The sequence below is a fragment of the Microbacterium sp. STF-2 genome, assembly GCF_034650155.1.
Taxonomy (GTDB): Bacteria; Actinomycetota; Actinomycetes; order Actinomycetales; family Microbacteriaceae; genus Microbacterium; species Microbacterium maritypicum_A.
Genome location: NZ_JARKMW010000001.1, coordinates 2,067,065 through 2,093,245 on the forward strand (window position 1 = coordinate 2,067,065; position 26,181 = coordinate 2,093,245).

The following is a 26,181-nucleotide window of genomic DNA, read 5'->3' on the forward strand; positions in this document are numbered from 1 at the left end:
AGGACTCCGCTCATGCCCACTCCTTGCGCATGCGCTGTTCGGGCTCACCGAACTCCGGCTGCGTGCGGGTGGCGCCGTCGGGGTGCCAGCCCTTCGCCTCGTAGAAGCCGATCGACGGCGCGTTCGCCGCGAACACCCACAGCGTTGCGGCCTCGGCGCCGGCGTCCCGCAGGTCTGCGGTCGCCTGCGCCAGCAGCGCACCGCCGATCCCACCGCCATGGGCGCGTGGCGAGACGTACAGGGAGTGCACGGCCCCGTCGATCCGCCCGTCGTCGGCAGTGGTCGCGGCGTACCGGGTGATCCCGACGATCCCGCCGTCGCGCACGGCCACGAGCACGACGCCGACCGGTTCGGCGAGCACCCGGCGCCACAGGGCCTCGGCACGCTCATCCGTCATCGCGTCGATCCCCGCGTCGGGGAGAACACCCCGGTAGCTCTCCCGCCAGCACGCGAGGAACACCTCGAGCACCCCGGACAGGTCGTCCGGGGTGGCGGGGCGCACCTGGAGGCTCACGATGCCGCGGCCTCCGTGAGCACGAGGGAGTCGATGGAGGCGACGGGTTCGGGCATCTGCAGCGGTCCGACACCGGGCGTGATGGTGCCGAGGATGCGCGGCTCGCGCGCTCCGGTGCCGCCGGGGACGATCGCGGGGACGCCGTGCATCGTGGACCAGCCGATGAGAGCGAGGAGGATCGCCTCCTTGCTGTCGGCCGCGGCGCCCAGCTCGTCGGCCAGCACGACCTCGGTGTCCGGCAGCGCGGCGCGCAGTCCGTCGAGGATCAGCGGGTTGCGGCATCCGCCGCCCGACACGGCGAGGAACCCGATGCCGGCGGCCTCCACGTCGCGCGCGACCGTGCGGACCGTGAGCTCGGTCAGGGTGCGCACCACATCGGCGACCGGGATCTCCCGGTTCTGCGCGGCGAGGTGCTCGTGCACGTAGCCGAGGTGGAAGTGCTCCTTGCCCGTGCTCTTGGGCGGGGTGAGAGCGTAGTACGGGTCGTCGAGCAGAGCAGCCAGCAGCGCCTCGTCGACCTGACCGGTGCGGGCGATCGCGGCGTCGTCGTCGTAGCCGAGCGGGTTGAGGTCGTGCTCGACGATGACCGCGTCGACCAGTGCGTTCGCGGGGCCGATGTCGTACGCGACCAGGCCGTCCTGCCGCACCACGGTCATGTTCGAGATGCCGCCCAGGTTGAGGGCTGCAGAGACCCCGGCGCGCGAACGCAGCAGCAGCTCGTCGAGGAACGACACCAGCGGGGCACCGTGGCCGCCGACCGTGATGTCGCGGATGCGGATGTCGGAGACCACGGGGGCACCGACCTTCTCGGCGATCCAGGCCGGCTGCCCGATCTGCAGGGTGCCCAGCGCGTGCGCGCCGTCGACCCAGTGGTAGACGGTCTGCCCGTGCGAGCACACGGCATCGACACCGCCGACCTCTGCCGCGATGTCGGCCGCGACCGCGGCGAACGCCTGCCCGATGAGGGTGTCGAGCTCCGCCACCTCGGCGAGCGTGGTCTGCGCCGGTGGCAGCGCAGCGATCAGGCGCGCCCGCAGCTCGGGGGCGTAGGGCACGCTCGTCGCCGCCAGCACCGTGCCGTGCAGATCCACGCCGTGGGCGGTGAAGCCGCCACTGGTCGTGAAGTCGACGACGGCGGCATCGATCCCGTCGTGCGAGGTGCCGGAGATCAGTCCGAGGACGCGCATCAGTTCTCCTCCAGTGCGGTGCGCAGCCGACCGTCGGCCGCGTCCAGTCGTGCGGTGGCCGCGGCGAGGTCCTCGCCGCGGCGGATCATGATCGACGCGAGCTTCACGTCGTATGAGGTCGCCTCCAGTGCCGCCTTCGCCGCGCCCCGATCGACATCCGCGATGGTCTGCACCATTCGGATCGCCCGCTCGCGGAGCTTGTGGTTGGTGGCCTTCACGTCCACCATCAGGTTGCCGTAGGCCTTGCCGTTCCGCACCATCGAGATGGTCGAGAACATGTTGAGCACGAGCTTCTGGGCCGTACCCGACTTGAGCCGCGTGGAGCCGGAGAGCACCTCGGGGCCGACCTCGACCTCGATCCCGTGCTCCGCCGCCGCGCTCAGGGCGGTCCCGACGTTGCAGGAGAGACCGATGCTGAGGGCACCGCGTTCGCGCGCCCGACGGACGGCGGCGATCACGTAGGGCGTGCGTCCGCTCGAGGCGATCCCGATCACGGTGTCGAGCGGACCGATGCCCGCGGCATCGATGGCCGCTGCGCCCGCTTCCGCGTCGTCCTCTGCTCCCTCGACGGGGTTCACGATCGCGCCCGACCCTCCGGCCATGATCGCGAACACCAGCTCGGGCGGAGTGCTGAAGGTGGGCGGGCACTCCGAGGCGTCGAGCACGCCGATGCGGCCGGGGGTGCCCGCGCCGACGTAGACCAGGCGTCCGCCCTGCGCCATGCGATCGGCCGTCGCCTCGATCGCGGGCACGATCTGCGGGAGGGCGCGCTGCACCGCGGCGGGCACCGTGGCATCCGCCTCGTTCATGGTCTGCGCGAGTTCGGCGACGCTCATGAGGTCGAGCTCCGCATAGCGGGGATCGCTGGCCTCCGTGGCCAGTCCGCCGAGATCCTCCATGGTCATCGCTTTCCTCTGTTCCGGGGATCGAGGCTGTCGCGCAGCCCGTCGCCGAGCAGGTTCAGTCCGACGACGAGCAGCACCACGATCACGCCGGGCGCGATCATGGTCCACGGGGCGATCGTGACGAGCGTGCGCGCCTCGAAGATCATCGAACCGAGCGAGGGTGCAGGCGGCGGCGTGCCGAGTCCGAGGAAGCTCAGCGAGGCCTCGGTGAGCACAGCCCACGAGAGCGAGAGCGTGACCTGCACGATGATGATCGACGTGATGTTCGGCAGCACGTGGCGGAACATGGTCGCCATGCGGCTCTGGCCGGTGCTCTTGGCGGCCTTGACGTACTCGACCTCGCGCAGCGACAGCACGGGCCCGCGGGTGACGCGGATGAAGATCGGCACGTAGACGATCGCGATGGCCACGGCGATGGTGAACCAGTTGCGCTCGAACACCGAAGCCAGCGAGAGCGCGAGCAGCAGCGGTGGGAAGGCGAACAGCACGTTCGTGACCGCGGTGATCGCCCCGTCGGAGAAGCCGCGGTAGAACCCGGCGATGAGTCCGCAGACGGTGCCGACCACGGTCGCGAAGGCCACGGCGACGACCGAGATCAACGCCGAGTTGGCGACGCCGGCGGCGACGCGGGAGAACACGTCGCGCCCGAACTGATCGGTGCCGAACCAGTGCACGGCCGACGGCGGCTGCAGGCGGGACGGCGGGTCCTGCGCGAGCGGGTCGAAGGGCAGCAGGCCGAACGCCGAGACGAGGCTGAGCACGGCGAGCAGGACCACGATGATGAGGCCGGTGAGTCCGCTGCGGCTGCGCAGCAGGAGACGCACGCGCTCCATGGTGCGCCCGCCGCCGGGGGCGAGGGCCGGGGTCTGAGAGATGTCGGTCATGCGGCACGCACCCGAGGATCGATGACCCGGTACAGCAGGTCGGTGAGCAGGTTGACGATGACGAAGGCGAGCGCGATCACGAGCACGGTGCTCTGCACGAGCGCGTACTCCTTCTGCTGGATGCCGAGCAGCACCTGGCGTCCGATGCCGGGGAGCGAGAAGATCTGCTCGACCACGACGGCACCGCCGAGGAGGTAGCCGAACTGTAGGCCGGTCATCGTGACGATGGGCACGAGAGCGTTGCCGAGCACGTGGCGCACCTGCAGGCGACGCGGAGGGACGCCCTTCGCCCTGGCGGTGCGGATGAAGTCGTTGGAGCGGATCTCGAGCACGGCCGTGCGGGTGGTGCGCATGATCGGTGCGGCGATGCCGAAGCCGAGCACGATCGAGGGCAGCAGCATCTGCTGGAGGTTCAGCAGCGGATCCTCGAACAGCGTGGCGTAGGCCTGGCCGTTCGGGTTGAAGCCGAACGACGAGGCGAGGATCGCCAGGAGTGCCGTGCCGAGCAGGAACGCGGGGATGGAGAGACCGGCGAGGCCGACGACCTGTCCGACGCCGTCGCGGAACGAGTCGGGCTTGGAGGCGGAGAGCATGCCGAGCGGGATGCCGATGGCCAGCGCGATCACGATCGAGAAGATCGCCAGCTCGAACGTCACGGGGAGGGCGGCGGCGGTGAGGTCGAGGACGCTCGTCTGCGCCCGGGACGAGAAGCCGAGGTTGCCGGTGAAGATGTTGCCCAGCCACGAGAAGAACTGCACGACGAGCGGCTGGTCGAGGCCGTAGTAGGACTCGAGGGCGGCGCGCTGCGAGGGCGTGAGAGCGGCCGCCTCGGTGCCGAGGCCGGAGCTGATCTGGTCGCCGGGGATGGCGCGCAGCATCAGGAAGACGAAGATGGCGACGCCGAGGAGCGTGCCGAGGGCTGCGAGGATGCGTCGCAGCACGCTGTTGCGGAGGAGCTGTCTGAACATGCGCGTGTGTGGGTGCCTGTCGTCGGGGAGGGAGGGGGCGCGGGGTGGCCGCGCCCCCTCGATCCGCTACTTGATGGAGGTGGTCCGCAGGTACTGCAGCGAGCCGTTCACCATCGGGACGAAGCCGTCGACGGTCGACGCGGTCGCCGTGTAGGTGTAGCTCGTGAACAGCCAGATCCACGCGGCGTTGTCCTCGAGGTTCTCCGAGACCTGCGCGTAGATGTCCTTCCGCTTGTCCGGGTCGGCCGTCTGGCGGCCCTCGGCGAACAGTGCGTCGAGCTCGGGCGAGGAGTAGCCGGCGACCTTGTTCAGGTTTCCGGTGCTCGTGAAGTACCGGCCGTACATGCCGTCGGGGTCGGGGCGACCGCCGTTGAGCGCGACCGCCGCGTCGAAGTCGGCCGCGATCCAGCGGTCGACGAACGCGCCGGACTCGAGCACCTCGAGGTCGAGCGTGATGTTCGCGTCCGCCAGCTGGGCCTTGAGGTTCTGCGCCTCGTTGACCGAGGTGGCGTACTCCCCCTGCGAGACGATCGTCTTGATGGTGACGCCGTCTTCCTTGCCCGCCTTCTTCAGGTACTCGGCGGCCTTGTCGAGGTCGCGCTCGGGGCACGGACGGGCATCCGGGTCGGACTTGTACGCGGGCGACGTGATCGGGCCGGTGACCTCGCCCTCGCCGAGCGCAGCGGTGTCGAGCACCTCCTGACGGTCGATCGCGCACTGGATCGCGAGGCGCACGTTGACGTCGGTGAGGTCGCCGCGCGTGGCGTTCAGCTGCAGCGCGTGGTAGCTCAGCTGCGGGGTCGTGGCGACCTCCACATTGGCACCCTCGGCGGTCTGCGCGACCAGCGGGTCGTCGAACACGGCCAGCTGCACGTTGCCGGACTGCATCGCCGAGACGATCGACGACTCGTCGGGGATCACGCGGAACTCGACCGTGTCGAGCAGCGCGGTGTCTCCCCAGTAGTCCTCGTTCTTGGCGAGCGTGATCGACTGGCTCGCCTTGCGGTCGTCGAGGATGAAGGGGCCGGTGCCGTTCGGCGTGGTGTTCAGCCCCTCTTCGGTGTCGTCCGAGGACAGCATCGCCATGTTGATGACGGCGAGGTTCGCGGGGAGCGCGGCGTCGGGAGCGCTGAGGGTGAGGGTGACGGTCTTCTCGTCCGTGGCCTCGACCGCGGTGACCGAGGCGAGGGAGCTGCGCGCGACGGCGGCCGTGGCCTCGGCCGCGATCGCGTCGAGCGAGTACTTGACGTCTTCCGAACCGAAGGTGCTCCCGTCGGCGAACGTGACGCCCTCGCGCAGGTGGAAGGTCAGGGTGAGGCCGTCTTCGGAGACGTCCCACGACTCGGCGAGGCCGGGGACCACGTTGAGGTCCTCGTCGAACTCGGTCAGCGTGCCGTACAGGTTCTGCAGCACATTGACGGCCTGGAACTGGGTGGCCTTCCAGGGGAACAGGGTGTCCGGGTCGCTGGTGACGCCGATGACGAGGTCGCCGCCCGCCGCGCCCTCGGAGGGCTTCGGGTCGGATGCGGGTGCGGAACACCCGGTGATGACGAGGGCGAAGGCGAGGCCCGTCGCCGTGAGAGCGCCGAGTGACGCCCAGCGTGCTGTGCTCATTGCTGGATCCTCCTGAATGTGACGCGCCGCCGTGGCGTCGGGTCAGGCGCTGTTGCCTGCCGCCCCGTGAACGTCGTCGGTCGTGGTTGGTACCAAAAGTACACGAAGGTCACTACAGATGTAACAGAAGTTCCTCTACTGTTATGAACAGTGATCGGAGACCCCATGCCTCATGAAGCCGCCCGCGACGATGCCGGCGCACACCCCGTCCTCGTCCGCATGCGCGCGATCCGCCCCGAACTGCGTCCGAGTGAACAGCGCATCGCCGATCTGTTCCTCGCCGACCCTGCGGGCACCGCCGGCCTCTCCGTCGCCGAGCTCGCCCAGCGCTGCGACACCTCGACCACCTCGGTCGTGCGCTTCTGCAAACGCCTCGGATACGAGCACGTGCGCGAGCTGCGCAACCACGTGCTGCGCGACGTCGAGCGCGAGACCTTCGACACGGCCGCGCTCCCCGCCGTCTCCGGCGACATCGACCGCAACGACACCCTGACCGACATCGTCGCGAAGGTGTCGCTCGCCGAGACGCTCTCCCTCGCCGACACCGCCAAGGTGCTCGACACCGACTCGCTGCGGGCCTCGGTCGACGCCATCACCTCGTCGACCAGGGTCGACATCTTCGGTGTGGGCGCGAGCTCCATCGTCGGACTCGACCTGCAGCGCAAGCTCACCCGTATCGGACGCACGGCGCTGGAGTGGTCGGACCCGCACGCGGCATGGACCTCGGCGGCGACGCTCGGCCCCGGCAATGTCGCGATCGCGGTGTCGCACACCGGCGCCACCACCGACACGATCGAGTTCCTGCTGCTCGCCCGGCAGGCCGGGGCGACCACCATCGCGATCACGAACCATGCCGGCGCCCCGCTGGCCGATCAGGCCGACATCGTGTTGACGACGGCCGCCCGCGAGACCGGCTTCCGCTCCGGCGCCCTGGGCAGCCGCATCGCCCAGCTCATGGTCGTCGACTGCATCTTCATCGGCGTCGCCCAATCGAACTACGACCGCTCGATGGAGGCGCTGCGCGACACGTTCGCCGCCGTGCACCGCGTGCGGACGGCAGGGGCGTGACCGACGGGATCCTACGCGCGCGGACGGGACTGTTCACCGCCTTCGCGGGTCTCGGGGTCACGGCCGCCTTCGTTCCCGCCATCCTCCCCTCGGCAGAGCGCACGATCGGCGGCGACCTCAGCACCGCCGTGCCCGCTCTGTTCGCCGGACTCCTGGTCGGGGTGCTGATGTCGGGGCCGCTCCTGATGCGTCGGCCGCCGCGCACCGCGTTGATCCTCGGCAGCGCGCTCCAGGCCGCCGCGATCGTCGCCGTGGCCCTGGCCGGCACACCCGCCGTGTTCATCGCCGCAGCCGCCGTCGCCGGGTCCGGGTTCGGGTTGGTCGAGGCCTCCGGGTCGGCCGCCGCGAAGTCCCTGTCGGTCGGCAGCGCGACGGGTCTGCTCAGCGCACTGCTCGGCACAGTGGCCGTCTGCGCCGCCGTCACCCCGCTGATCGTCGCCGCCGGCTCGGGTGTGCGTGCGACGCTCGGCATCCTGGCGGTCGTTCCGCTGCTCACGATCGCGATGCTCACGGGGTCGGTGTCACCGGATGCCCGCACCGCGGCTCCCGCGCGCCGCGACGTCCGCGGGCTGCTCGTGCTCCTGCCGTTCGCCGTCGCCCTCCCCCTCTACGTCGGCGTCGAGACCGTGCTCTCCGGCTGGTCGGCCGTGATCCCCGAGCGGATCCTCGGGGTCGACCCAGGCCTCGCCGCGCTGGGGACCTCGGCGTTCTGGACGCTGATGGCCGTCGGTCGCTTCGGCGCGGCGGCCCTGCGCCGTCTCTCCGTGTCGCCGATCGCGATCCTCATCACCGCCACGAGCACGGCGGCGATCCTGATGGCCACGGCGGGGCTGCTGGTGGGGCCCGCTCCCGTGGGGGCACTCGTCGCGCTGGGCGCGGTGGTCGTGCTCCTCGCCCCGAGCTACGGGCTCATCCTGGGCCTGGCGCTCGACCACCTCGACCCCGCTCGCAGCGCCGCGGTGACAGGCGCCCTCGTCGCGTGCGGAGCCGTTGGCGGCACCTTCGTGCCCGCGCTGATCCTCCTGATCGGTCGGGACCCGGCATCGAGCACCACGTTCCTCGTGTCGGCCGCCCTGTGCGCACTCGTGCCTGTGCTGGTGCTGATCGCCGGGCGGTCGCGGCAACGGGCCTCCGCGACGAGCTGACGCCTCCTGCACACCCCACGCTTCTCGGAACCTCTTCACAGATGCCGGAATACCGGCGCGCACCGGGCTGACCGCGGCGTAACCTCGCTGACACGCCCATCCGCAACAACCCCATCCGCAGGAGAGGAGAGCGCACGTGTCCCCCGAGGTCCTCGCGATCGTCCTCAGCGCCATCGGCATCGTGTTGACGATCACCACGGGCCTCTTCACCGCCGGCGCCTGGATGATCCGCCGCATCGATGACAGGATCGACGCCGTCGACGAGAAGCTCAGCACCCGCATCGACGCGGTCGCCTCCGACGTCACCGACCTCAAGATCTCCGTCGCCCGCCTCGAAGGACCCCCACGACATCTGCTCACCACGAGAAGAGGCTGAGACCGTGACCACCGAGACCCTCACGATCATCCTCAGCGCCATCGGCATCGTGCTCACCCTCGGCACCAGCCTCTTCGCCGCCGGCGCCTGGATGATCCGCCGCATCGATGATCGCTTCGACACGGTGGAACAGAAGCTGACCGGCCGCATCGACGCCGTCGACGAGAAGCTCAGCGCGCGCATCGACGCGGTCGCCACCGACGTCACCGACCTCAAGATCTCCGTCGCCCGCCTCGAAGGACCACCGCGACACCTGCTCGCGGCGCGCGGCTGATCAGCGCGTGCCGACAGGCCTGCCTAGCGCAGCACGAGGGCGGCGGCACCGATGAGCGGGCCCTCGTCACCCAACCCGGAGCGCACGACCCGTGTACGGCGCGAGTACTCGTGCGCCGCGCTGCCGGTCAGAGCCTGCCGCACGAGGTCGATGTAGTCAGAGGACACCCGAGAGAAGCCGCCGCCGATGGCGACGACATCGAGGTCGACGAGTGTGGCGGCATCGGCGAGCGCCTCCCCCACCTCGCGTGCGGAACGTTCGATCGCCGCCCGCGCGATGGGGTCTCCGGCGGCGGCGTCCCGCGCGAGGTCCTCGCCGGTCGCACCTGCCCAGCCCTGCTTCTGCGCCCAGGCTGCGCTCGCCGGCCCCGAGGCGATCTCCTCGAGCGTCAGACCGCCCTCGCGGCGCACCTGACCGAGGTGGCCGGCATTGCCGGTCGCGCCGGGAATATATGCGCCGTTCGCAACGAATCCCCCACCGACCCCCGTCGAGACGACGATCGACAGCGAGGCACCAGCTCCCTGCGTGGCCCCGAGCCACGACTCGGCGAGCGCGAGCGCACCGCCGTCGTGACCGAGCACGGTGCGCACGTCGCTCCCCATGACCGTGGATGCCGCCGCACGGACCGACTCCTCGAGCCTGAAACCATGCGCCAGAGGCATGTTCACGGGCATGATCGCGCCGGCGGTGCGGTCGATCGGGCCAGCGCTGCCGACTCCCGCTCCGACGAGCTCACCGTCCGAGGGCAGAGCCGCGAGAGCATGTTCGACGATCGCGACCACCGAGGCGTCGAGCGACGCGAGTGTCGCTTCGCGACCGGTCGCCTGCCGGCTCCGGCTGCCCTCGACGAGCACGCCGTCCTCCGCGACGAGCGCAGCCTCCATCTTGGTGCCGCCGATGTCGACGGCCAGGGCGTAGCGGGTCACTGCGGGTCGAGTCCGAGGTCGTCGAGGTCGAAGGCCGCGCGCCACTCGAGGCCCTCGGCTTCGATCGCCGCCTGCGCACCGGTCTTGCGGTCGACGATCACGGCGACGGCGACGATCTCGGCGCCTTCCTTGCGCAGGGCTTCGACGGCCTTGAGCGCCGACTGCCCGGTGGTCGAAGTGTCTTCGAGCACGACGACGCGCTTGCCCTTGACATCGGCGCCTTCGATCTGGCGGCCGCGGCCGTGGTCCTTTGGCTCCTTGCGCACGACGAACGCGTCGAGCGGAGTGCCGGCGGCGACCGAGGCGTGCAGCACCGAGTTGGCGATCGGGTCGGCGCCGAGTGTGAGCCCGCCGACGGCCACGACATCGAGGTCGCCGATCAGGTCGAGCATGATGCGGCCGATCGCGGGAGCGGCACGGTGGTCCAGCGTGAGCTTGCGCATGTCGACGTAGTACGTCGCCTTCTTGCCGCTGGAGAGGGTGAAGTCGCCATGGAACACCGCCTCGTCCTTGATGAGGTCGAGGAGTGTCTGGCGGTCTGCGTCGAGTGCGGTCACGGCATCCAGTGTAGAAGCCTGGGACGCACTGCGCGGAGGCATGAGGCTTGACCGGATGCATGAACTCCCGGCCTTGCGGCTCATGCATCCGTCCGGCGGTCATGCAGGTGACCGCCATACAGGTCGCGGGCGACGGACCCAGCGCGGGCTCGTGTGTCGGATCTCGCAACTAGGCTGGAGGCATGCGCTTGGCCACCTGGAACGTCAACTCCATCCGCACCCGTGTCACCCGCACCGTCGAATTCGCCGTCCGCGAAGACATCGACGTGCTGGCGATGCAGGAGATCAAGTGCAAGCCCGAGCAGTTCCCCTACGGGCCGTTCGAAGAGGCCGGATACCACGTCGAGGTGCACGGGCTGAATCAGTGGAACGGTGTCGCGATCGCGAGCCGCCTGCCGATCACCGATGTGCGCACGTCGTTCGATGGGATGCCCGGCTTCGCCAAGGGGCATGAGGGGCCCGATGCTCCGCTCGAGGCCCGCGCGCTCGGCGTGATGGTCGACGGGGTTCGGGTGTGGAGCCTGTACGTGCCCAACGGCCGCTCCCTCGAAGACCCGCACTATCTCTACAAGCTGCATTGGTTGGAGCAGCTGAAGAAGTCGACGGCCGCCGAGCTGTCGGCGAACCCCGATCTGCCGCTGGCACTGGTCGGCGACTTCAACATCATCCCGTTCGACGTCGACAACGGCGATCCCGACATCGTGATCGGCCGGTCCACCCACGTCTCTCCGCAGGAGCGCGACGCGTTCTTCGCGTTCCAGGATGCCGGGGTGACCGACGTCGTGCGCCCGCTGATCCCCGAAGGCTTCACTTATTGGGACTATCAGCGCCTGAAGTTCCCGCGCAACGAGGGCGTGCGCATCGACTTCGTGCTCGGCTCGCGCACGCTGGCCGAGGCCGTGCAGGGCGCGTCCATCCACCGCGACGAGCGCAAGGGCGAGCAGCCCAGCGATCACGTCCCTGTGGTCGTCGATCTCGACAGCCGACGGCTCGGAACCGGCGGCGCCGATGACGACGACGACATGCCGATGATCTTCTCCTGAATGCCGATCCCGTGAGTGTGCGTCTGATCGCCACCGATCTCGACGGCACGCTTCTCGATTCGACGTCGTCCGTCACCCCGCGCACCCGCTCGGCTCTCGACGCCGCCCGCGCCCGTGGGATCCACGTCGTCCCGGTCACAGCCCGCCAGCCGATCGGTCTGCGTGCGATCGCGGCCGACGCCGGGTTCGACGGGTGGGCGCTGTGCAGCAACGGCGCCTACGCGGTGCGCCTCGACGACGGGCGGATGCTGTTCGCCGAAGAGCTTCCCGCTGACACGATCCGCACGCTGGCCGAGGCTCTGCGCGCGAGCATCCCCGGCCTGCTGTTCGCAAGCGTGCGCGACGCCGGCGAGACGTTCGTGGCACAAGACGGCTACGCCGCGATCGCCGCTCTCGCCGACCACAAACGCGACCCTGCGACCATGGGCGGCGTGCCGCTGGATCAGGTACTGTCAGCGCCGAGTCTGAAATTCGTGATCCGGCACCCCGAGCTCGCGCCCGACGCGCTGTTCGACGCGGTGCGCGCACTCGGACTCACCGGCTTCGAGGCGACACTCTCCGGCGCCCCCTTCGTCGAGGTCATGGCGGAGGGTGTCACCAAGGCGACGGGCCTCGCCCGGCTCTGCGACCACCTCGGCATCGACCGCGCCGACGTGGTGGCCTTCGGCGATGCGCTCAACGACGTCGAGATGCTCCGCTGGGCAGGTCACGGGTTCGCGATGGCCGACGCCGAACCTCTGGTGAAGGACGCAGCCGACGAGACGACCACCTCGAACGACGACGACGGTGTGGCACGAGTGATCGAGCGGCTGCTCGACTGACGCGATGTTGCCCGACTGGTCATCGCCTCGGGTCCGTGCCTGAGCCTGGCCGCCGAGATCCATGGCGACGGATCACTTCTCGATCTCGAGGCTCAGTGTGTTTCTCTCGGGCGCACCCAGACCGTTCTCGTGAACTCCCAATCGAGATCTCGCTCTCGAGGCGAACGACCGCACACATACTCGACCGCGTAGGCATCTCCCCACGGGTTTCCGTCATACGGGCACCGATGCTCTTCTCGGTCGTTCGGCATGGCCCAGTATTCACGGGAGAAGACATAGAGGGACGGCGGCTCGTACGGGTCCAGAACCGGAACCCTGTCCAGCGACGGCAGCTCCGTTTCCAGCGTGACGCTGTCTCCCCAGGGAAGAGCGAGACGTGCTTCCATTCCCGACGGCAGCCTCCGGTCGCACGACGACAACACCTCAAGGCTCGCTTGGATATCGAACCCACCATCGGGGGTCTCGCCGAGGATCTCGTCCAGGTGGTCGACCACGAACAGACGTGTCGCCGGGTCGATCCTCGCCACGCTTTGTGCTACCCATTCAGACACACGTTGCTCGTTCACAAGGAATGCCCCGTCCCGCGAATCATCGCGCCTCCCCGCTGTCCGAGTGCCGGTGGTGCCGCTCTCGGATCACCGGTGATCGAGACGGTTCCCGGCTGAGTCTCAGCTCTCGACGCGGCGACGCCGCACGAGCAGCCCACCCATCATGGCCAGGACGACGCCGATCACCACGATCGCGATCGGAGCCTGGAGACCGGTGGTGGCCAGTCCTGCGCCCGGTGCCGCCGCGGCTCCTCCGGCCTGACCACCCGTCCCCGCTGCCGCGGTGACGGTCAGCGCCGTGCGGGAGATCACCGTCGTGCCTGACAGCGCCACCAAAGTGTGCGCACCGGCCGGTACGTTCGCAGGAATACGCAACGTGCCCTGAAGTGCACCGTCCGCGTCGGCAGTCAGCGTCCCGAGCGCGATCGGGTCGGAGTGCAGCTCGAATGCGATCGTCGCTCCCGGCGTGAACCCCGTGCCCGAGATGGTGATGTCATTCCCGGCGCGGATCGATCCTGCGCCGAGCGCGAGGGCGGGCCCCGGCTGCGGCTCAGGATTCGCGACCGCGACGAGGGTGAAGTCGATCCCCGACACGGGAGCGCCCACGGTCACGACGACGGGAGTCGCCTGCGCCGCCGTGGCGACGCCGTCGTAGAACTGAGGCTGCGCGGTCGTTGTGCTGTCGTTGTAGAAGTTGGCCGAGGCCTTCAGGATGAACGACCCTTCAGGAAGGGCGAGCGAATACGCGCCGGTCTGAAGATCAGCGAAGGTCGTGCCGACGATCTCGTTTCCGGACCAGGCCTCGACGATGACCTCTCTCCCCTCACTGCTGTCGAGAGAGACCGTGCCGGTCACGAGGGCAGCCGCGTCGAGTTCCGCGTCGATTCCGACGACGTTCGCACCGGACGTCACCGTGACAGGGTTCGCGGTCCCCGCCGTGTAGGCGTCGGCCCAGTACTCGGCTCGCAGACCGGGCTCATACGGCGCGAAGTGCACGCGATAGGTGCCAGGCGCGACGGCCACCTGATAGGTGCCGTCGTTCGCGACGCCGAGGAAGTATGCGTGACTGCTGTCCTCCACATCGGTGACGGTGATAGCGGTGAGTGCACGAGAGCCGTCTGCGCTCTTGGTCACCGAACCGCTGATGTACCCGACCGAGTCAAGAGCCGCGTTCACCCCGGCGGTCGTCTGCAGTTCACCGACGGCGACGACCTTCGCAGCGTTGAAGCTGTACGCGTTCTCCCAGTACTCCGTGACGAGTCCGGGAGCGGGCGCGCCGAACTGCACGCGATACGAACCGGCAGGAAGTCCGCCGACAACGTACGCGCCGGCAGGATTGGTGCGCGCGAAGGCGACGATCTCTCCGTTCGCATCGAGCGCGTTCACCGTGACGTTTGCGAGAGGCGCGCCGTCATCGGCGCGCGTGACGACGCCGGCGATCGCGCCCCCGGCCACGAGGGAGGCATCGATGCCGGAGACAGCTTCTCCCTCGGCGAGGACGACAGGGGTCGCCTGGGAGTAGTCGAAGGCGTTCTGCCAATACTCGCGCTTCAGATCGGTTCCCTCCGGCTGGAACCTCACGATGTACGAGCCGGCGGGGAGGGCGTTGAGAGTGTAAGTGCCGGACGCATCGGTGAAGCCCGATGCCCAGGCCGTGCCGGGGCCGGTCACCGAGACGGCGATGCCCGAAACCGGTGTCCCGTCGTCCTCGCGGGTGACCGTTCCGGTGATAGACGCCGAGGGCGCGGGGGCGAGCGCGGCGTCGATGCCCGTCGCCGCAGACCCGTTCGTCACCGTGACGCGCTGCGCGCCGAGTGAGTCGCTGGCGTTGTTCCAGTACTCCGTGGCGAAGCTGCGGTCCGGCGCAGAGAAGCGGACCAGGTAGGTTCCGTCGGCCAGGCCGGTGAGCGTATATCCGCCAGTCGCATCGGTGACGGCGTCGGACCGGCCGAGCGCGCCATCTCGCTGTGCGGAGACCTGGATGCCCGCCAGCGCCGCTCCTCCGACGTCGGCCGTCACCGTCCCGGACATCGAACCCGTTGGCGCGGGATCTTCCGCCGCCACGACGGCTGTCGCACCTCCCAGGGCGATCGCGATCGCCGCCATTCCGCCCAGCACAGCCCGCAGCATCCCGCGTCGTCGCGTCATTCTTCTCACCTTGCGAGGGAGTCCGTTCGCTCGGTGATCCCACCGTCGCGTACAGTCTCGATTCATCCGCCGATCGCCGGCAGCTTTCCTCTCGAACCTAGAGGATCAGCACATAGGAAGGGAATAGTCGATACACGGGAGTTACCCCCTCGTGATCACTCGAACGTCCCGACCTCCGGCACCCGATCGGTGCGCCCGTACCGGAGCAGGGTCACACCCGCCTCGTCGGTGATCGGCGGATCCAGCAACCGCAGCACGCTCGGCATCGCGTCGTCGTCGAACACCTTCTTGCCCGCGCCCAGCAGCAGCGGATACACCCAGAGATTCAGCTCGTCGAAGAGACCCTCGGCGAGCAGCGTGTGCACGAAATCGATGCTGCCGATCACGTGCACCTCGCGGTGGGCCGCCCGCATCGAGGCCACCTCGGCAGCCAGATCGGCACCGACGCGCGTGCTGCCCTCCCAGTCGAGTGCGAGTTCGGCATTCCGCGTCGCCACGTACTTCGGCACCCGGTTGAAGAGCGTGCCGATGGCGCCCGACTCCCCCTCGGTGTGCTGTGGCCAGTACGAGGCGAAGATGTCGTAGGTGCGGCGCCCGAGCAGCAGCGCGTCGAGCCCGCGCATGCCCTTCTCGATCTCGGGACCGACCCCGGAGGAGGGATACCCGGCCTGCCAGCCGCTGAAGCGGAAGCCGCCGGAGGTGTCCTCGTCGGTGCCGCCGGGGCCCTGGGCGACGCCGTCGAGAGAGGTGAAGAGATCGATCAGGATGCGGCCGGATGCCTGTTGTTCATCGGGATATTGGCTGTTCATGTCGTGCTCCCTATTGTCAGTCGTGCGATGCGGAAGGTGTCGGCGAACGAGTCCAGCAGCGATTCGTCGCCCCGGACGACCGCGACGATGTCCTGCGCGAGGGCCTCCGCCGGGGTGACATCGCCGCCGATGAGGCGACGGATGCCGGGCCCGGCGACGATCACCGCGTCCGGAGCGCCGTCGGGAAGACGTCCGCCGACCGGCGGCGCCGGCGGCGTGATCTGCGCGACGCGGAGCTCGCCGTCGTGCACGGATGCACGGAGGGCGACGTCGCCGACATGCAGCTCGTACTCGGCATCCACGGCGGATTCCGCCTGGAACGCCGTGCGCAAGGCCATCGTGAGCGAGTCGGGCGTGACGACGTCACCCTCTGCGGGATCCCCCATCGCCTGGAAACCCCAGCGTCCGAGCGCGAGCATGATCGGCTCGAACGAGCGGCCGTAGGGGGTGAGCTCGTACACCAGGCCGCAGTTCAGCAGCGGCACCCGTCGCACGACCCCACCCTCCTGCAACTCCTTCAACCGGGTGGACAGGATGTTGGTGGGGATGCGCGGCAGGCCCTGCTTGAGGTCGGTGTACCGACGCGGCCCCACGAGCAGATCGCGGACGATGAGCAGCGCCCAGCGCTCGCCGATCAGCTCGACGGCCGTCGTCACGCCGCAGTACTGGCCGTAGCTGCGCGCCGCCATGTCAGACCGACGCGGCGGTGTCGCCCACGTGGTCCGGGCCGTTCTCGACGGTCTCGGGCGTCATGTACAGGAAGCCGAGCGAGTTGCCGTCCGGGTCGTCGAGGTCGCGCGAGTACATGAAGCCGTAGTCCTGCACGGGCTTGGGCTCGGTGCCGCCGGCGGCCAGACCCTTCTCGAGAATCGCGTCGACCTCGTCACGCGAGTCCTGACTGAAGGCCACGGAGACCTGCACGACCTCATTCGGGTCGGCGATCGGCTTGTCGGTGAACGTGGCGAAGAACTCGCGCTTGAGCACCATGAAGTAGATGTCCTCACTCCACACGATGCATGCGGCGTTGTCATCGGTGAACTGGGGGCTGATCTCGCAGCCGAGCGCGGTGTAGAACGCCTTGGCACGGTCGAGGTCGCTGGTGGGCAGGTTGACGAACACCTTGGTCATGATGACTCCTCCGGAGATGCGAGCCCATCGGTCGGTGAGCCCTTTCGGACTAGCTTGCAAAAAACAACCACGCTTGTCAATAGCAAGTAGCGCGACGATCCCCCACGCGGGGGATGCGCCCCGAACGAGCCCCGCCCTACGGTGGAGGGATGCCCGCAGCCCCGTTCCTCCGCACGCCGACTGAGCGCGAGCGGCGCAGCGACATCCTGCTCGCCGCCGTCATGTTCGTCGGGGCCGTGCTGAGCGCTGCACTCTCCTCGATCGCCGAGATGTACGGCGATGAGCAGGCGCCGCTGTGGACGGCCCTCGTGTACGCGGCGGTCGTCACTGCTCCCCTGGCCGTCCGCCGCCGCTGGCCCGGCACGGTCGCCGTCATCGTGGTCGCCGCCTACTTCACCGCGGTGACGATCCGGATCCCTGAGATCTATGTCGGCAACATCGCGATGTTCATCGCCATCTACACGGCAGGCGCCTGGATGAACAACCGCCGGCGCGCGATCATCGTGCGCGTCGGGATCATCGTGAGCATGTTCGTGTGGCTGCTGATCACGATGTACCGCGATGCGATCAACGAAGCCGACAAGGCGGATGTGATCGCCGGGGCCATGTCGCCGTACGTCGCCTTCATGCTCATCCAGCTGCTGCTGAACGTGCTCTACTTCGGTGGGGCGTACTACTTCGGCGAGCGCTCCTGGGCTGCGGCCAGCCAACTGGCGGTTCTCGAGCAGCGCACGGCCGAGCTGGAGCGCGAGCGGGAGGTCACCGCTGCTCAGGCCGTCGCCCTCGACCGGGTGCGCATCGCGCGCGAGCTGCACGACGTCGTCGCCCACCACGTGTCGGTCATGGGCGTGCAGGCGGGAGCCGCCCGCCTGGTGCTGGAACGGGATCCCGCGGAGTCCGCGCGCATCCTCACCGGGATCGAGGGATCGGCACGCGACGCCATCCACGAGCTGCGCCAGCTGCTCGAGACTCTGCGGGCCCCCGGCGGGGAGACCACCGATGCCGCCTCCACCCTCGTCCTCGACGACATCGCCGAACTCGTCGACGCCTCGACCGAGGCGGGACTGCCGACCGCGTACACGGTCATCGGCGACCCCGCGCCCGTCCCTTCGCTCGTCGCCGTGAACCTGTACCGCATAGCGCAGGAGTCCCTCACGAACGCCCGCCGTCACGCCGGCCCCGACGCGACAGCCGACGTGCGCGTGCGCTACGACGACGACGGCGTCGAGATCGAGATCGTGAACACGGGGCGCCCGGTCGCCCAGCTTCGGCCCGGGCTCGGCCAGCTCGGGATGCGGGAACGCGCCGCGGCCTCCGGAGGCACGCTCGAGGTGATCCCCCGGGCGTTCGGCGGCCTGCGCGTGCGCGCCCGCGTGCCCTTTCCCGTCGCGAGCGAATCGAGCAGGAACCGATGAACGATCCGATCCGTGTCCTGCTCGTCGACGACCATGCCCTGCTGCGCGCCGGCTTCCGCACGATCCTCGACACCCAGCCCGACATCACCGTGGTCGGCGAGGCATCATCGGGTGCTGAGGCCGTCGCCAAGGCATCTGCCCTCCGTCCCGACGTCATCATGATGGACGTGCAGATGCCCGACATGGACGGTATCGAGGCGACCGGACGTATCGTCGCCGACCCGGAGGTCGACGCGGCCATCGCGATCGTGACGACCTTCGATCGCGACGACTACCTGTACCGTGCTCTGGATGCCGGGGCCGGTGGATTCCTGCTCAAGAACGCCGGCGCGGAGGATCTGATCTCAGCCGTCCGGGCGCTCGCCGCCGGTGACGGCATGCTCGCCCCCGAGGTGACCCGCCGCGTGCTGGCACGTTTCGCCGCGACGCCTGCTCCGGCGGCGGCCGCGACCACGAACAGCGGCGTGTCGAACGTCACGCTCGCCGAGCCCCTCACCGAGCGCGAGGCCGAAGTGCTGACGCTGCTCGCCGATGCCCGGAGCAACGCCGAGATCGCGCAGGCGCTGTTCATCGGCGAGGCCACTGTGAAGACACACGTCTCGCGCATCCTCCAGAAGCTGGGCGCCCGCGATCGCGTGCAGGCGGTCGTGCTCGCGCACCGCATGGGTCTCGCCTAGCGCGGCACCCCCTGATCCGCGGCGCCCCTCCGTCTCCGCGATACCCTCGGAGCCATGCCCGAAGCCGCACCCCTGTCCCGCCCGATACTGGCGGGGGTGGTGACGGCACTCGTCGGATTCACCAGCTCGTTCGCGGTGGTGCTGACCGGGCTCGACGCGGTCGGGGCGAACGCGGCGCAGGCGGCGAGCGGGCTTCTCGCGGCCAGCCTCACGATGGGTCTGGCCTGCGTGGTGCTCGCATGGCGGTATCGGATGCCGATCACGGTCGCCTGGTCGACTCCGGGAGCCGCCCTGCTCGTCGCCACGGGCACCGTCGAGGGTGGATGGCCGGCAGCGGTCGGCGCTTTCCTGGTGACCGCCGCACTCATCCTGCTCACCGCGCTGTGGCCGGCCCTCGGCGCGCTGATCGCCCGCATCCCTCCGTCGATCGCGCAGGCGATGCTCGCCGGCGTGCTGCTGCCCCTGTGCCTGGCCCCGATCACCGGGATCGTCGCGAACCCCTGGGGCGTGGTGCCGGTCGTGCTCACGTGGCTGCTGTTCGCACGCCTCGCACCGCGCTGGGCGGTGCCACTGGCCTTCGTCGCCGCCGCCGTCGTGGTCGCGGTCTCGCTGACGATGGAGCATGCGACCTTCGACCCCGCGCTGCTGCTCCCGCGCCTCGAGTTCACTGCACCCACGTTCACGGTCGGCGCGCTGGTCGGCCTCGCACTGCCGCTGTTCATCGTGACGATGGCGTCGCAGAACGTGCCGGGCGTCGCGATCATGCGCAGCTTCGGATACGAGGTGCCGTGGCGTCCCGCCATGCTGGTCACCGGGGTCGGCACGGCACTGGGAGCGACGGCGGGCGGGCACGCCATCAACCTCGCCGCCATCAGCGCCGCACTCGCCGCCTCGCCGGACGCCGACCCCGACCCGAAGAGGCGGTGGGTCGCCGGGGTCTCGACCGGGGCCTCATACCTCGTCCTCGCGGTCTTCTCGGCCGCCTTCGCCGCTCTGGTGGTGCTCGCGCCGACGGCCGTGATCCCGGCCGTCGCCGGTCTGGCGCTGTTCGCCGCGTTCGGCTCGTCGGTGCAGCAGGCGATCGACGAACCGGGCGAACGGATCCCCGCCGTGGTGACCTTTTTGGTGGCCGCATCCGGGATCGCCGTGCTCGGGGTCAGCGCCGCGTTCTGGGCCCTCCTCGCCGGACTCCTCGTCCGCACGGTGCTCCACACCCCCCGCCCCTGATACTCCCCCCCCCCTCACCGCGAGTGCACCGCTTCTCGTCGAGTGCACGACTTGTCCGCGTCTCCATCCCGTGCACTCGGCGAGATCCCGTGCACTCGGCGAGATCCCGTGCACTCTCCCCTGCACGGGTGATCCCGCAGAGTCCGCCGTGCGGGGGATGCCGCAGTCGGGCGCGCTCCGTAACGTGAAGGCATGACCACAGGAATGCTCGAACTCTCCGGCATCACCAAGAGCTACGGCTCTCGGCGCGTGCTCGATGACGTGTCCTTCACGGTCGCCCCCGGGCGGCTGACGGGCTTCGTCGGCGGCAACGGCGCCGGCAAGACCACCACCATGCGGATCGTGCTGGGGCTGCTGTCGTCGGACGGCGGCCGTGTCGACCTGGATGGCGCTCCGCTGACGACCGCCGACCGCCGCCGCTTCGGCTACATGCCCGAGGAGCGCGGCCTCTACCCGAAGATGAAGGTGCTCGAGCAGATCGTCTACCTCGCCCGCCTGCACGGCTTCGGCAAGCAGGAGGCCACGGAGCGCGCGACCGCCCTGCTCACGGAGCTCGGGCTCGGCGAGCGGCTGAACGACACCATCGAGTCGCTCTCGCTCGGCAACCAGCAGCGCGCGCAGATCGCCGCGTCGCTCGTGCACGACCCCGAGGTTCTCATCCTCGACGAGCCGTTCTCGGGCCTCGACCCGCTCGCGGTCGACGTGGTCGCGGGAGTCCTGCAGGCCAGTGCCGCCAAGGGCGCATCCATCTTGTTCTCCTCCCACCAGCTCGACGTGGTCGAGCGCCTGTGCGACGACCTCGTCATCCTCGCCGGCGGCACGATCCGCGCGGCCGGTTCCCGAGACACGCTGCGCGCCGAGCACGCCCGCGACCGGTACGAGCTCGTCTCGGCCGGCGACGCCGGATGGCTGCGCACCGAGCCCGGTGTCACGGTCGTCGACTTCGAGGGCGGGTACGCGCTGTTCGACGCGGACGGCCCCGAAACGGCGCAGCGCGTGCTGCAGTCGGCCGTGCAGCGTGGCGACGTCGCCAGCTTCGCCCCCAAGCATCCGTCCCTCGCCCAGATCTTCAAGGAGGTCATCCAGTGAGCGCCCCCACCCCTGTCCGCGCCTCGAACGGCATCTGGCTCGTCGCCGAGCGCGAGATCGGCTCGAAGCTGCGCAGCAAGGCGTTCCTGATCTCGACCGGCATCCTGCTGGTGCTCGCGCTCGCCGGTATCATCCTCGGTGGTTTCGCGAGCAAGAACACCGATGCGATGCCGGTCGCAGCGACCGCGGAGACCGCCTCCGCCGTCTCCGCCATCCCGAACGTCGAGGTCACCACGGTCGCCGACCAGGCTGCAGCCGAACAGCTCGTGCGCGACGACAAGGTCGACGCTGCGGTGCTGCCGGGCGATGGCCCCTCGGGCTACACGATCGTCGCGCTGCAGGAGGCGCCGGGCTCGCTCGTCTCGGCCCTGTCGATCACTCCCGAGGAACTGATCCTGGAACCGGCGACCACCAACCCGCTGCTGCGGTACTTCATCGCGATCGCCTTCGGTCTGGTGTTCATGATGGCAGCAGCGACGTTCGGCGGCACGATCGCACAGAGCGTCGTCGAGGAGAAGCAGACCCGCGTGGTCGAGGTGCTGCTGTCGGCCATCCCGGCGCGCACACTGCTCGCGGGCAAGGTGATCGGCAACACGGTGCTGGCGATGGGGCAGATCCTCGCCCTGGCGGCCGTGGCCACGATCGGGTTGATCGTCACAGGTCAGCGCGAGGTGCTCACGACCCTCGGGGCGCCGATCATCTGGTTCGCGGTGTTCTTCCTGTTCGGCTTCATCCTGCTGGCGGCGATGTTCGCGGCTGCGGCCTCGATGGTCTCCCGCCAGGAGGACATCGGTTCGACGACCACCCCGATCACGATGCTGATCATGGCCCCGTACATCCTGGTCATCGTCTTCAACGACAACCCGCTGGTGCTGACGATCATGTCGTACGTGCCGTTCTCGGCGCCTGTCGGCATGCCGATGCGCCTGTTCGTCGGCGAGGCCCAGTGGTGGGAGCCGCTGCTGAGCCTGGTGATCCTGCTCCTCAGCTGCGTCGCGGCCATCGTCATCGGCGCCAAGATCTACGAGAACTCGCTGCTGCGCATGGGCTCCCGGGTCAAGCTCTCCGAGGCGCTGCGCGGCTGAGGCTGCGTACCCAGCCACCCGCCCGCCGCCCGCCCGCCCGTGCAAGGGTGCGAAAACGGAGACGATCATGCTCGTCGTCCGCGTGTCGGCACATGACACGCGGACGGCCGCATCGATCGTCTCCGTTTTCGCTTCCGGGAGCGAGCCCGGGTCAGATCACGCCGTCGGCGAGGGTGGTCGGGTTGCCGAAGCGGTGGTTCGTGATCGATACGGCCTGCTCGTGCAGGAACGGCAGCATCTCCACTCGGCCGGCACCGGTCACGGCGTGCGACCAGACCGCCACATCGGGGCTTCCGTCGAGCGCCTCATGCAGGGCCGCGGCGTCGCCGCCGACCAGCCGTACGCGGTGCCACGAGTTCGCCGCCTTGGCGTAGCGCTTGGTCCACGCCGCGTCCGACTCGTGCTTCACGGTCACACCGTGCGCGCGCAGCGCCTTCTCGATGCGTGCGGGCAGGGCCGGTGCCGACACCGTGAACGGGCTGCCGCTGCGCAGGGCGGCCGCGAGCACGCGGACACCGTCGACCAGCGGCGCGCTCTCGCCGATGCGCACGTCGACCGCGACCGGACGGTAGCGGAAGAGGTTGCGCTCGACCCCGAGCCCGGACTTGTCGCTCACCGCGCCGAACTCGTCGACCCAGGCGCGCTCGTCGGATGCGGCGGCGCGGTGCAGCCACTCGGCCTCGGCCGTGTCGACCTCGGAGGCCGTCGCGTCCAGCAGTGCGCCGACCGCGGGCACGACGGCCGCGCTCGGGGCGGCGGCCGGAAGCTCGGCCGGGGTCCACTCGCCGAGACCGAAGAGGTAGTTCGGGCCTCCGGCCTTGGCGCCCGCTCCGACGGCCGAGCGCTTCCAGCCACCGAACGGCTGACGCTGCACGATCGCGCCGGTGATGCCGCGGTTCACGTACAGGTTGCCCGCCTCGACACGGTCGAGCCAGGTGGCGACCTCGTCGGAGTCGAGCGAGTGGATGCCGGCGGTCAGGCCGTAGTCGACAGCGTTCTGCAGGCGCAGCGCCTCGTCCAGGTCCTTCGCGTGCATGATGCCGAGCACCGGCCCGAAGAACTCGGTGAGGTGGAAGTACGAGCCCTCGCGCACGCCGGTCTTCACACCGGGCGTCCACTGCTTTCCCTCGTCGTCGAGCTTGCGCGGCTCGACCAGCCAGCGCTCGCCCTTCTCGAGCTTCGTGAGCGCGGTGAGCAGCTTGCCGTTCGCCGGCTCGATGATCGGGCCCATCTGGGTGGCGGGGTCATCGGGCAGGCCGACGCGCATCGAGGTCACGGCATCCACCAGCTGACGCTCGAATCGCTTCGAGTCGGCGACGGATCCGACGAGGATCGCCAGCGACGCTGCGGAGCACTTCTGCCCCGCGTGGCCGAACGCGCTGCGAGCCACGTCGGCGGCCGCCAGGTCGAGGTCTGCCGAGGGCGTCACGATGATCGCGTTCTTGCCGCTGGTCTCGGCGAGCAGCGGCAGGTCGGCGCGGAACGAGCGGAACAGCTGCGCGGTCTCGTACGCCCCCGTGAGGATCACGCGATCCACCGCAGGACCGGCCACGAGGCGCGTACCGAGGTCGCGCGAAGCGAGGTCGACGAGCGCGAGCAGGTCGCGCGGCACACCGGCGGCCCACAGCGCCTCGACCATCACCGCGCCGCAGCGCTGCGTGAGCTTCGCGGGTTTGATGATGACGGCCGAACCCGAGGCCAGACCCGCCAGCACACCACCCGCGGGGATGGCGACGGGGAAGTTCCACGGAGGGGTGACCACGGTGACCTTCGACGGCACGAAGTCGGCGCCAGAGACGGTCTCGAGGTCCTTCGCGCGCTCGGCGTAGTAGTGCGCGAAGTCGATGGCCTCGCTGATCTCGGGGTCGGCCTCGGCGATGGTCTTGCCCGCCTCGTGGGCCATGATCTCGATGAGCTGACCACGGCGCGCGGCGAGCTCGTCTCCGGCGCGATGCAGCACGGCGGCGCGATCGGCGGCAGGGAGCGCTGCCCACTTCTCGGCGGCGGCGGTCGCTGCGGAGAAGATGCCGTCGAGCTCGGCATCCGTCTCGACCTTGGCGATCGCGATGGTGTCGAGGCCGAGCGTCGAGCCCACCGAGCGGCTCAGGATCTCGCGGCCCCATGCGCGGTTCGCGGCGATGGCCGGATCGGTGTCGGCCTGGTTCTCGAAGCCGGTGGTGATTCCGGAGGGCGCCTCGGCGTCGGAACCCAGAACCGTACGGTCCTGCACGCGGTGGGGACCGGGGACGAATCCCGCCTCATCGGTCGCGAGCGCGGCCAGCGAGCGCTCGAAGCGCTCCCGCTCGCGGGTGAGCAGCGTCGGGTTCGAGGCCAGCTCGAACACGGCCGACATGAAGTTCTCGGGGCTGGCGTTCTCTTCGAGGCGGCGCACCAGGTACGCGATCGCGACGTCGAACTCGGCCGGGTTCACGACCGGCGTGTACAGCAGCAGGCGGCCGACGTCCTTGCGGACGGCCTCGGCCTGGCCGGTCGCCATGCCCAGCAGCATCTCGTACTCGACGAGCGGATCGGCGCCGGACGGGTCGGCGACCCCACGCGCCTGGGCGAGCAGCCAGGTGTAGGCGATGTCGAACAGGTTGTGGCCGGCGATGCCGATGCGCACGGCGTCCAGTCGCTCCGGGGTCATGGCCCAGTCGAGCACCCGCTTGTAGTTGGTGTCGGAGTCCTGCTTGGTTCCGTAGGTGGCGAGCGGCCAGCCGTGGATCGCCGCGTCGACCTCTTCCATCGCCAGGTTCGCGCCCTTGACGACGCGCACCTTGATCGGCGCTCCGCCCTTGGCACGGCGGGCGGCGGCCCACTCCTGCAGGTGCTGCATGGCACCGAGGGCGTCGGGCAGGTAAGCCTGCAGCACGATGCCGGCTTCGAGGTTCTCGAGCCCCGGCTGGTCGAGGATGCTCGTGAAGGCCGCGATCGTCAGGTCGAGGTCGCGGTACTCCTCCATGTCGAGGTTGATGAACTTGGCCTTGCCCTTCGCCTCGGCCTTCGCGGCGAGCTCGTAGAGCGGGGTCAGCTTCTCGACGACATCGGCCACGGCCTCGTCGAACGACCACATCGACAGCTGGCTCACGACGCTGGAGACCTTGATCGACACGTAGTCGACGTCGTCGCGGGCGAGGAAGTCGCGGGTGCCCTGCAAGCGGTGTCCCGCTTCGCGCTCGCCGAGCACGGCCTCGCCGAGCAGGTTGAGGTTGAGCCGGTTGCCGCTCTTGCGCAGCTTCGCGATCGCGGGGCCGAGCTTGGCGGGCGTGGCGTCGAGCACGAGGTGCCCGACCATGGCGCGCAGCACGCGACGCGAGATCGGCACGACCACGCCGGGGAGCTTCGGCGCCCAGAAGCCGCCCGTCTTGATCGCGGCACGCAGGTAGCCGGGCAGCAGCGACGGGGTGATGTCGCTCAGCTCGGCGAGCTTGCGGCCGGCGACGCGCAGGTCTTCCGGACGCATCACGCCGTCGACGAAGCCGACCGTGAACGCCAGTCCGTTCGGGTCCTTGAGCACTTCGGACAGGCGCTGGGCGGCGGGCTCGACGGGGTGGGTCTCGCTCTCGACGAGCCAGCGCTTCACCAGGGCGGCGACGTCTTCGGTGCGGGGGGTGGTGGTGTCGGCGGCGACAGGCATCGGTGGGACCTTCCAAGAGAGCGCACACCGGGATTTCGTGTGCGGGCTGGTTCATTGTCCTGCCGCTCGGTAGGCTCCGTCTATCAACCGATTTGCGTGGATTCTGTTCACTCAAGCTGAACAATATCCGCAGAGC

General features: G+C 69.6%; 25 protein-coding genes. 11 read left to right on the plus strand and 14 right to left on the minus strand.

Annotation, left to right across the window (positions count from 1 at the left end; genetic code table 11):
• Positions 1-10: 10 nt before the first annotated feature.
• The 6 genes from MicroSTF_RS09995 to MicroSTF_RS10020 all read right to left on the minus strand — a co-directional run bounded on the left by MicroSTF_RS09995 (position 11) and on the right by MicroSTF_RS10020 (position 6,072).
• The gene (locus MicroSTF_RS09995) at positions 11-514 is read right to left on the minus strand and encodes a GNAT family N-acetyltransferase (RefSeq protein WP_021198227.1); all 504 of its coding nucleotides are present in this window, start codon (positions 512-514) and stop codon (positions 11-13) included.
• Positions 511-1,701, minus strand: a complete 1,191-nt coding sequence (locus tag MicroSTF_RS10000) for an anhydro-N-acetylmuramic acid kinase (protein ID WP_029259438.1) — start codon at positions 1,699-1,701, stop codon at positions 511-513. Before MicroSTF_RS10000 ends, MicroSTF_RS09995 begins: the two co-directional genes overlap by 4 nt.
• Positions 1,701-2,606 (minus strand): N-acetylmuramic acid 6-phosphate etherase, encoded by a 906-nt coding sequence (gene murQ / locus MicroSTF_RS10005; protein ID WP_322955299.1) that lies wholly within the window; start codon positions 2,604-2,606, stop codon positions 1,701-1,703. The genes MicroSTF_RS10000 and murQ overlap by 1 nt, the downstream gene beginning before the upstream one ends.
• The gene (locus MicroSTF_RS10010) at positions 2,603-3,490 is read right to left on the minus strand and encodes an ABC transporter permease (RefSeq protein ID WP_021198224.1); all 888 of its coding nucleotides are present in this window, start codon (positions 3,488-3,490) and stop codon (positions 2,603-2,605) included. Before MicroSTF_RS10010 ends, murQ begins: the two co-directional genes overlap by 4 nt.
• Entirely contained in the window at positions 3,487-4,458 is a 972-nt protein-coding gene (locus tag MicroSTF_RS10015; RefSeq protein ID WP_021198223.1) for an ABC transporter permease, read from the minus strand. The genes MicroSTF_RS10010 and MicroSTF_RS10015 overlap by 4 nt, the downstream gene beginning before the upstream one ends.
• 66 nt (positions 4,459-4,524) lie before the next feature.
• Entirely contained in the window at positions 4,525-6,072 is a 1,548-nt protein-coding gene (locus MicroSTF_RS10020; RefSeq protein WP_021198222.1) for an ABC transporter substrate-binding protein, read from the minus strand.
• Positions 6,073-6,237: 165 nt separating this feature from the next.
• Here MicroSTF_RS10020 and MicroSTF_RS10025 point away from each other — a divergent pair, with 165 nt between their 5' ends.
• From MicroSTF_RS10025 to MicroSTF_RS10040, 4 genes are all read left to right on the plus strand, one after another.
• Entirely contained in the window at positions 6,238-7,140 is a 903-nt protein-coding gene (locus MicroSTF_RS10025; RefSeq protein WP_029266345.1) for a MurR/RpiR family transcriptional regulator, read from the plus strand.
• Entirely contained in the window at positions 7,137-8,285 is a 1,149-nt protein-coding gene (locus tag MicroSTF_RS10030; protein WP_322955305.1) for an MFS transporter, read from the plus strand. Before MicroSTF_RS10025 ends, MicroSTF_RS10030 begins: the two co-directional genes overlap by 4 nt.
• Positions 8,286-8,421: 136 nt before the next feature.
• Positions 8,422-8,661: a hypothetical protein gene (locus tag MicroSTF_RS10035; protein WP_096359642.1), complete on the plus strand. Its 240-nt coding sequence runs from the start codon at positions 8,422-8,424 to the stop codon at positions 8,659-8,661.
• A 4-nt stretch (positions 8,662-8,665) separates the two neighbouring features.
• Complete coding sequence (locus MicroSTF_RS10040) at positions 8,666-8,935, plus strand: hypothetical protein (protein ID WP_136024620.1); 270 nt, start codon at positions 8,666-8,668, stop codon at positions 8,933-8,935.
• A 23-nt stretch (positions 8,936-8,958) separates the two neighbouring features.
• Here the strand turns inward: MicroSTF_RS10040 and MicroSTF_RS10045 are convergent, their stop codons facing one another.
• Both MicroSTF_RS10045 and pyrE read right to left on the minus strand, forming a co-directional pair.
• The gene (locus MicroSTF_RS10045) at positions 8,959-9,861 is read right to left on the minus strand and encodes an ROK family protein (RefSeq protein ID WP_322955308.1); all 903 of its coding nucleotides are present in this window, start codon (positions 9,859-9,861) and stop codon (positions 8,959-8,961) included.
• Positions 9,858-10,418: an orotate phosphoribosyltransferase gene (gene pyrE / locus MicroSTF_RS10050; RefSeq protein WP_021198216.1), complete on the minus strand. Its 561-nt coding sequence runs from the start codon at positions 10,416-10,418 to the stop codon at positions 9,858-9,860. The genes MicroSTF_RS10045 and pyrE overlap by 4 nt, the downstream gene beginning before the upstream one ends.
• Positions 10,419-10,600: 182 nt before the next feature.
• Here pyrE and MicroSTF_RS10055 point away from each other — a divergent pair, with 182 nt between their 5' ends.
• Both MicroSTF_RS10055 and MicroSTF_RS10060 read left to right on the plus strand, forming a co-directional pair.
• Positions 10,601-11,461 carry an exodeoxyribonuclease III gene (locus tag MicroSTF_RS10055; protein WP_029259639.1) on the plus strand — a complete coding sequence of 287 codons (861 nt, stop codon included), beginning with the start codon at positions 10,601-10,603 and terminating at the stop codon, positions 11,459-11,461.
• A gap of 11 nt (positions 11,462-11,472) precedes the next feature.
• Positions 11,473-12,282 (plus strand): HAD family hydrolase, encoded by an 810-nt coding sequence (locus tag MicroSTF_RS10060; RefSeq protein WP_322955312.1) that lies wholly within the window; start codon positions 11,473-11,475, stop codon positions 12,280-12,282.
• Between the two features lie 92 nt (positions 12,283-12,374).
• On the opposite strand, the gene MicroSTF_RS10065 is transcribed toward MicroSTF_RS10060, so the two are convergent.
• The 5 genes from MicroSTF_RS10065 to MicroSTF_RS10085 form a co-directional block, all read right to left on the minus strand.
• The gene (locus tag MicroSTF_RS10065) at positions 12,375-12,809 is read right to left on the minus strand and encodes a hypothetical protein (protein ID WP_029264740.1); all 435 of its coding nucleotides are present in this window, start codon (positions 12,807-12,809) and stop codon (positions 12,375-12,377) included.
• Positions 12,810-12,950: 141 nt separating this feature from the next.
• Positions 12,951-14,978, minus strand: a complete 2,028-nt coding sequence (locus MicroSTF_RS10070; protein ID WP_322955314.1) for an MSCRAMM family protein — start codon at positions 14,976-14,978, stop codon at positions 12,951-12,953.
• A 155-nt stretch (positions 14,979-15,133) separates the two neighbouring features.
• Positions 15,134-15,787: a dihydrofolate reductase family protein gene (locus tag MicroSTF_RS10075; RefSeq protein ID WP_322955316.1), complete on the minus strand. Its 654-nt coding sequence runs from the start codon at positions 15,785-15,787 to the stop codon at positions 15,134-15,136.
• Entirely contained in the window at positions 15,784-16,476 is a 693-nt protein-coding gene (locus tag MicroSTF_RS10080) for a winged helix-turn-helix transcriptional regulator (protein ID WP_029259310.1), read from the minus strand. The genes MicroSTF_RS10075 and MicroSTF_RS10080 overlap by 4 nt, the downstream gene beginning before the upstream one ends.
• Before the next feature lies 1 nt (position 16,477).
• Positions 16,478-16,915 carry a VOC family protein gene (locus MicroSTF_RS10085; protein WP_322955319.1) on the minus strand — a complete coding sequence of 146 codons (438 nt, stop codon included), beginning with the start codon at positions 16,913-16,915 and terminating at the stop codon, positions 16,478-16,480.
• 149 nt (positions 16,916-17,064) lie between these two features.
• Between MicroSTF_RS10085 and MicroSTF_RS10090 the strand changes: the two genes are divergently transcribed.
• The 5 genes from MicroSTF_RS10090 (at position 17,065) to MicroSTF_RS10110 (ending at position 22,408) form a co-directional block, all read left to right on the plus strand.
• Complete coding sequence (locus MicroSTF_RS10090) at positions 17,065-18,330, plus strand: sensor histidine kinase (protein ID WP_322955321.1); 1,266 nt, start codon at positions 17,065-17,067, stop codon at positions 18,328-18,330.
• The gene (locus MicroSTF_RS10095; RefSeq protein WP_021198207.1) at positions 18,327-19,007 is read left to right on the plus strand and encodes a response regulator; all 681 of its coding nucleotides are present in this window, start codon (positions 18,327-18,329) and stop codon (positions 19,005-19,007) included. Before MicroSTF_RS10090 ends, MicroSTF_RS10095 begins: the two co-directional genes overlap by 4 nt.
• A 54-nt stretch (positions 19,008-19,061) precedes the next feature.
• Entirely contained in the window at positions 19,062-20,234 is a 1,173-nt protein-coding gene (locus MicroSTF_RS10100) for a benzoate/H(+) symporter BenE family transporter (RefSeq protein WP_315072020.1), read from the plus strand.
• A 204-nt stretch (positions 20,235-20,438) separates the two neighbouring features.
• The gene (locus MicroSTF_RS10105; RefSeq protein ID WP_315072059.1) at positions 20,439-21,323 is read left to right on the plus strand and encodes an ABC transporter ATP-binding protein; all 885 of its coding nucleotides are present in this window, start codon (positions 20,439-20,441) and stop codon (positions 21,321-21,323) included.
• On the plus strand, positions 21,320-22,408 hold the full coding sequence (locus MicroSTF_RS10110; protein ID WP_322955324.1) for an ABC transporter permease: 1,089 nt from the start codon (positions 21,320-21,322) through the stop codon (positions 22,406-22,408). The genes MicroSTF_RS10105 and MicroSTF_RS10110 overlap by 4 nt, the downstream gene beginning before the upstream one ends.
• Before the next feature lie 151 nt (positions 22,409-22,559).
• Here the strand turns inward: MicroSTF_RS10110 and MicroSTF_RS10115 are convergent, their stop codons facing one another.
• Positions 22,560-26,045, minus strand: coding sequence for a bifunctional proline dehydrogenase/L-glutamate gamma-semialdehyde dehydrogenase (locus MicroSTF_RS10115; protein WP_322955326.1), 3,486 nt, complete (start codon positions 26,043-26,045; stop codon positions 22,560-22,562).
• Between the last annotated feature and the right edge of the window lie 136 nt (positions 26,046-26,181).

Excerpts from the sequence above, each read along its gene's own strand:
- MicroSTF_RS10000 (WP_029259438.1), bottom strand. The coding sequence starts at position 1,701 with ATGCGCGTCCTCGGACTGATCTCCGGCACCTCGCACGACGGGATCGAT.
- murQ (WP_322955299.1), bottom strand. The coding sequence starts at position 2,606 with ATGACCATGGAGGATCTCGGCGGACTGGCCACGGAGGCCAGCGATCCC.
- MicroSTF_RS10010 (WP_021198224.1), bottom strand. The coding sequence starts at position 3,490 with ATGACCGACATCTCTCAGACCCCGGCCCTCGCCCCCGGCGGCGGGCGC.
- MicroSTF_RS10015 (WP_021198223.1), bottom strand. The coding sequence starts at position 4,458 with ATGTTCAGACAGCTCCTCCGCAACAGCGTGCTGCGACGCATCCTCGCA.
- MicroSTF_RS10020 (WP_021198222.1), bottom strand. The coding sequence starts at position 6,072 with ATGAGCACAGCACGCTGGGCGTCACTCGGCGCTCTCACGGCGACGGGC.
- MicroSTF_RS10025 (WP_029266345.1), top strand. The coding sequence starts at position 6,238 with ATGCCTCATGAAGCCGCCCGCGACGATGCCGGCGCACACCCCGTCCTC.
- MicroSTF_RS10055 (WP_029259639.1), top strand. The coding sequence starts at position 10,601 with ATGCGCTTGGCCACCTGGAACGTCAACTCCATCCGCACCCGTGTCACC.
- MicroSTF_RS10070 (WP_322955314.1), bottom strand. The coding sequence starts at position 14,978 with ATGACGCGACGACGCGGGATGCTGCGGGCTGTGCTGGGCGGAATGGCG.
- MicroSTF_RS10075 (WP_322955316.1), bottom strand. The coding sequence starts at position 15,787 with ATGAACAGCCAATATCCCGATGAACAACAGGCATCCGGCCGCATCCTG.
- MicroSTF_RS10080 (WP_029259310.1), bottom strand. The coding sequence starts at position 16,476 with ATGGCGGCGCGCAGCTACGGCCAGTACTGCGGCGTGACGACGGCCGTC.
- MicroSTF_RS10085 (WP_322955319.1), bottom strand. The coding sequence starts at position 16,915 with ATGACCAAGGTGTTCGTCAACCTGCCCACCAGCGACCTCGACCGTGCC.
- MicroSTF_RS10090 (WP_322955321.1), top strand. The coding sequence starts at position 17,065 with ATGCCCGCAGCCCCGTTCCTCCGCACGCCGACTGAGCGCGAGCGGCGC.
- MicroSTF_RS10095 (WP_021198207.1), top strand. The coding sequence starts at position 18,327 with ATGAACGATCCGATCCGTGTCCTGCTCGTCGACGACCATGCCCTGCTG.
- MicroSTF_RS10100 (WP_315072020.1), top strand. The coding sequence starts at position 19,062 with ATGCCCGAAGCCGCACCCCTGTCCCGCCCGATACTGGCGGGGGTGGTG.
- MicroSTF_RS10105 (WP_315072059.1), top strand. The coding sequence starts at position 20,439 with ATGCTCGAACTCTCCGGCATCACCAAGAGCTACGGCTCTCGGCGCGTG.
- MicroSTF_RS10115 (WP_322955326.1), bottom strand. The coding sequence starts at position 26,045 with ATGCCTGTCGCCGCCGACACCACCACCCCCCGCACCGAAGACGTCGCC.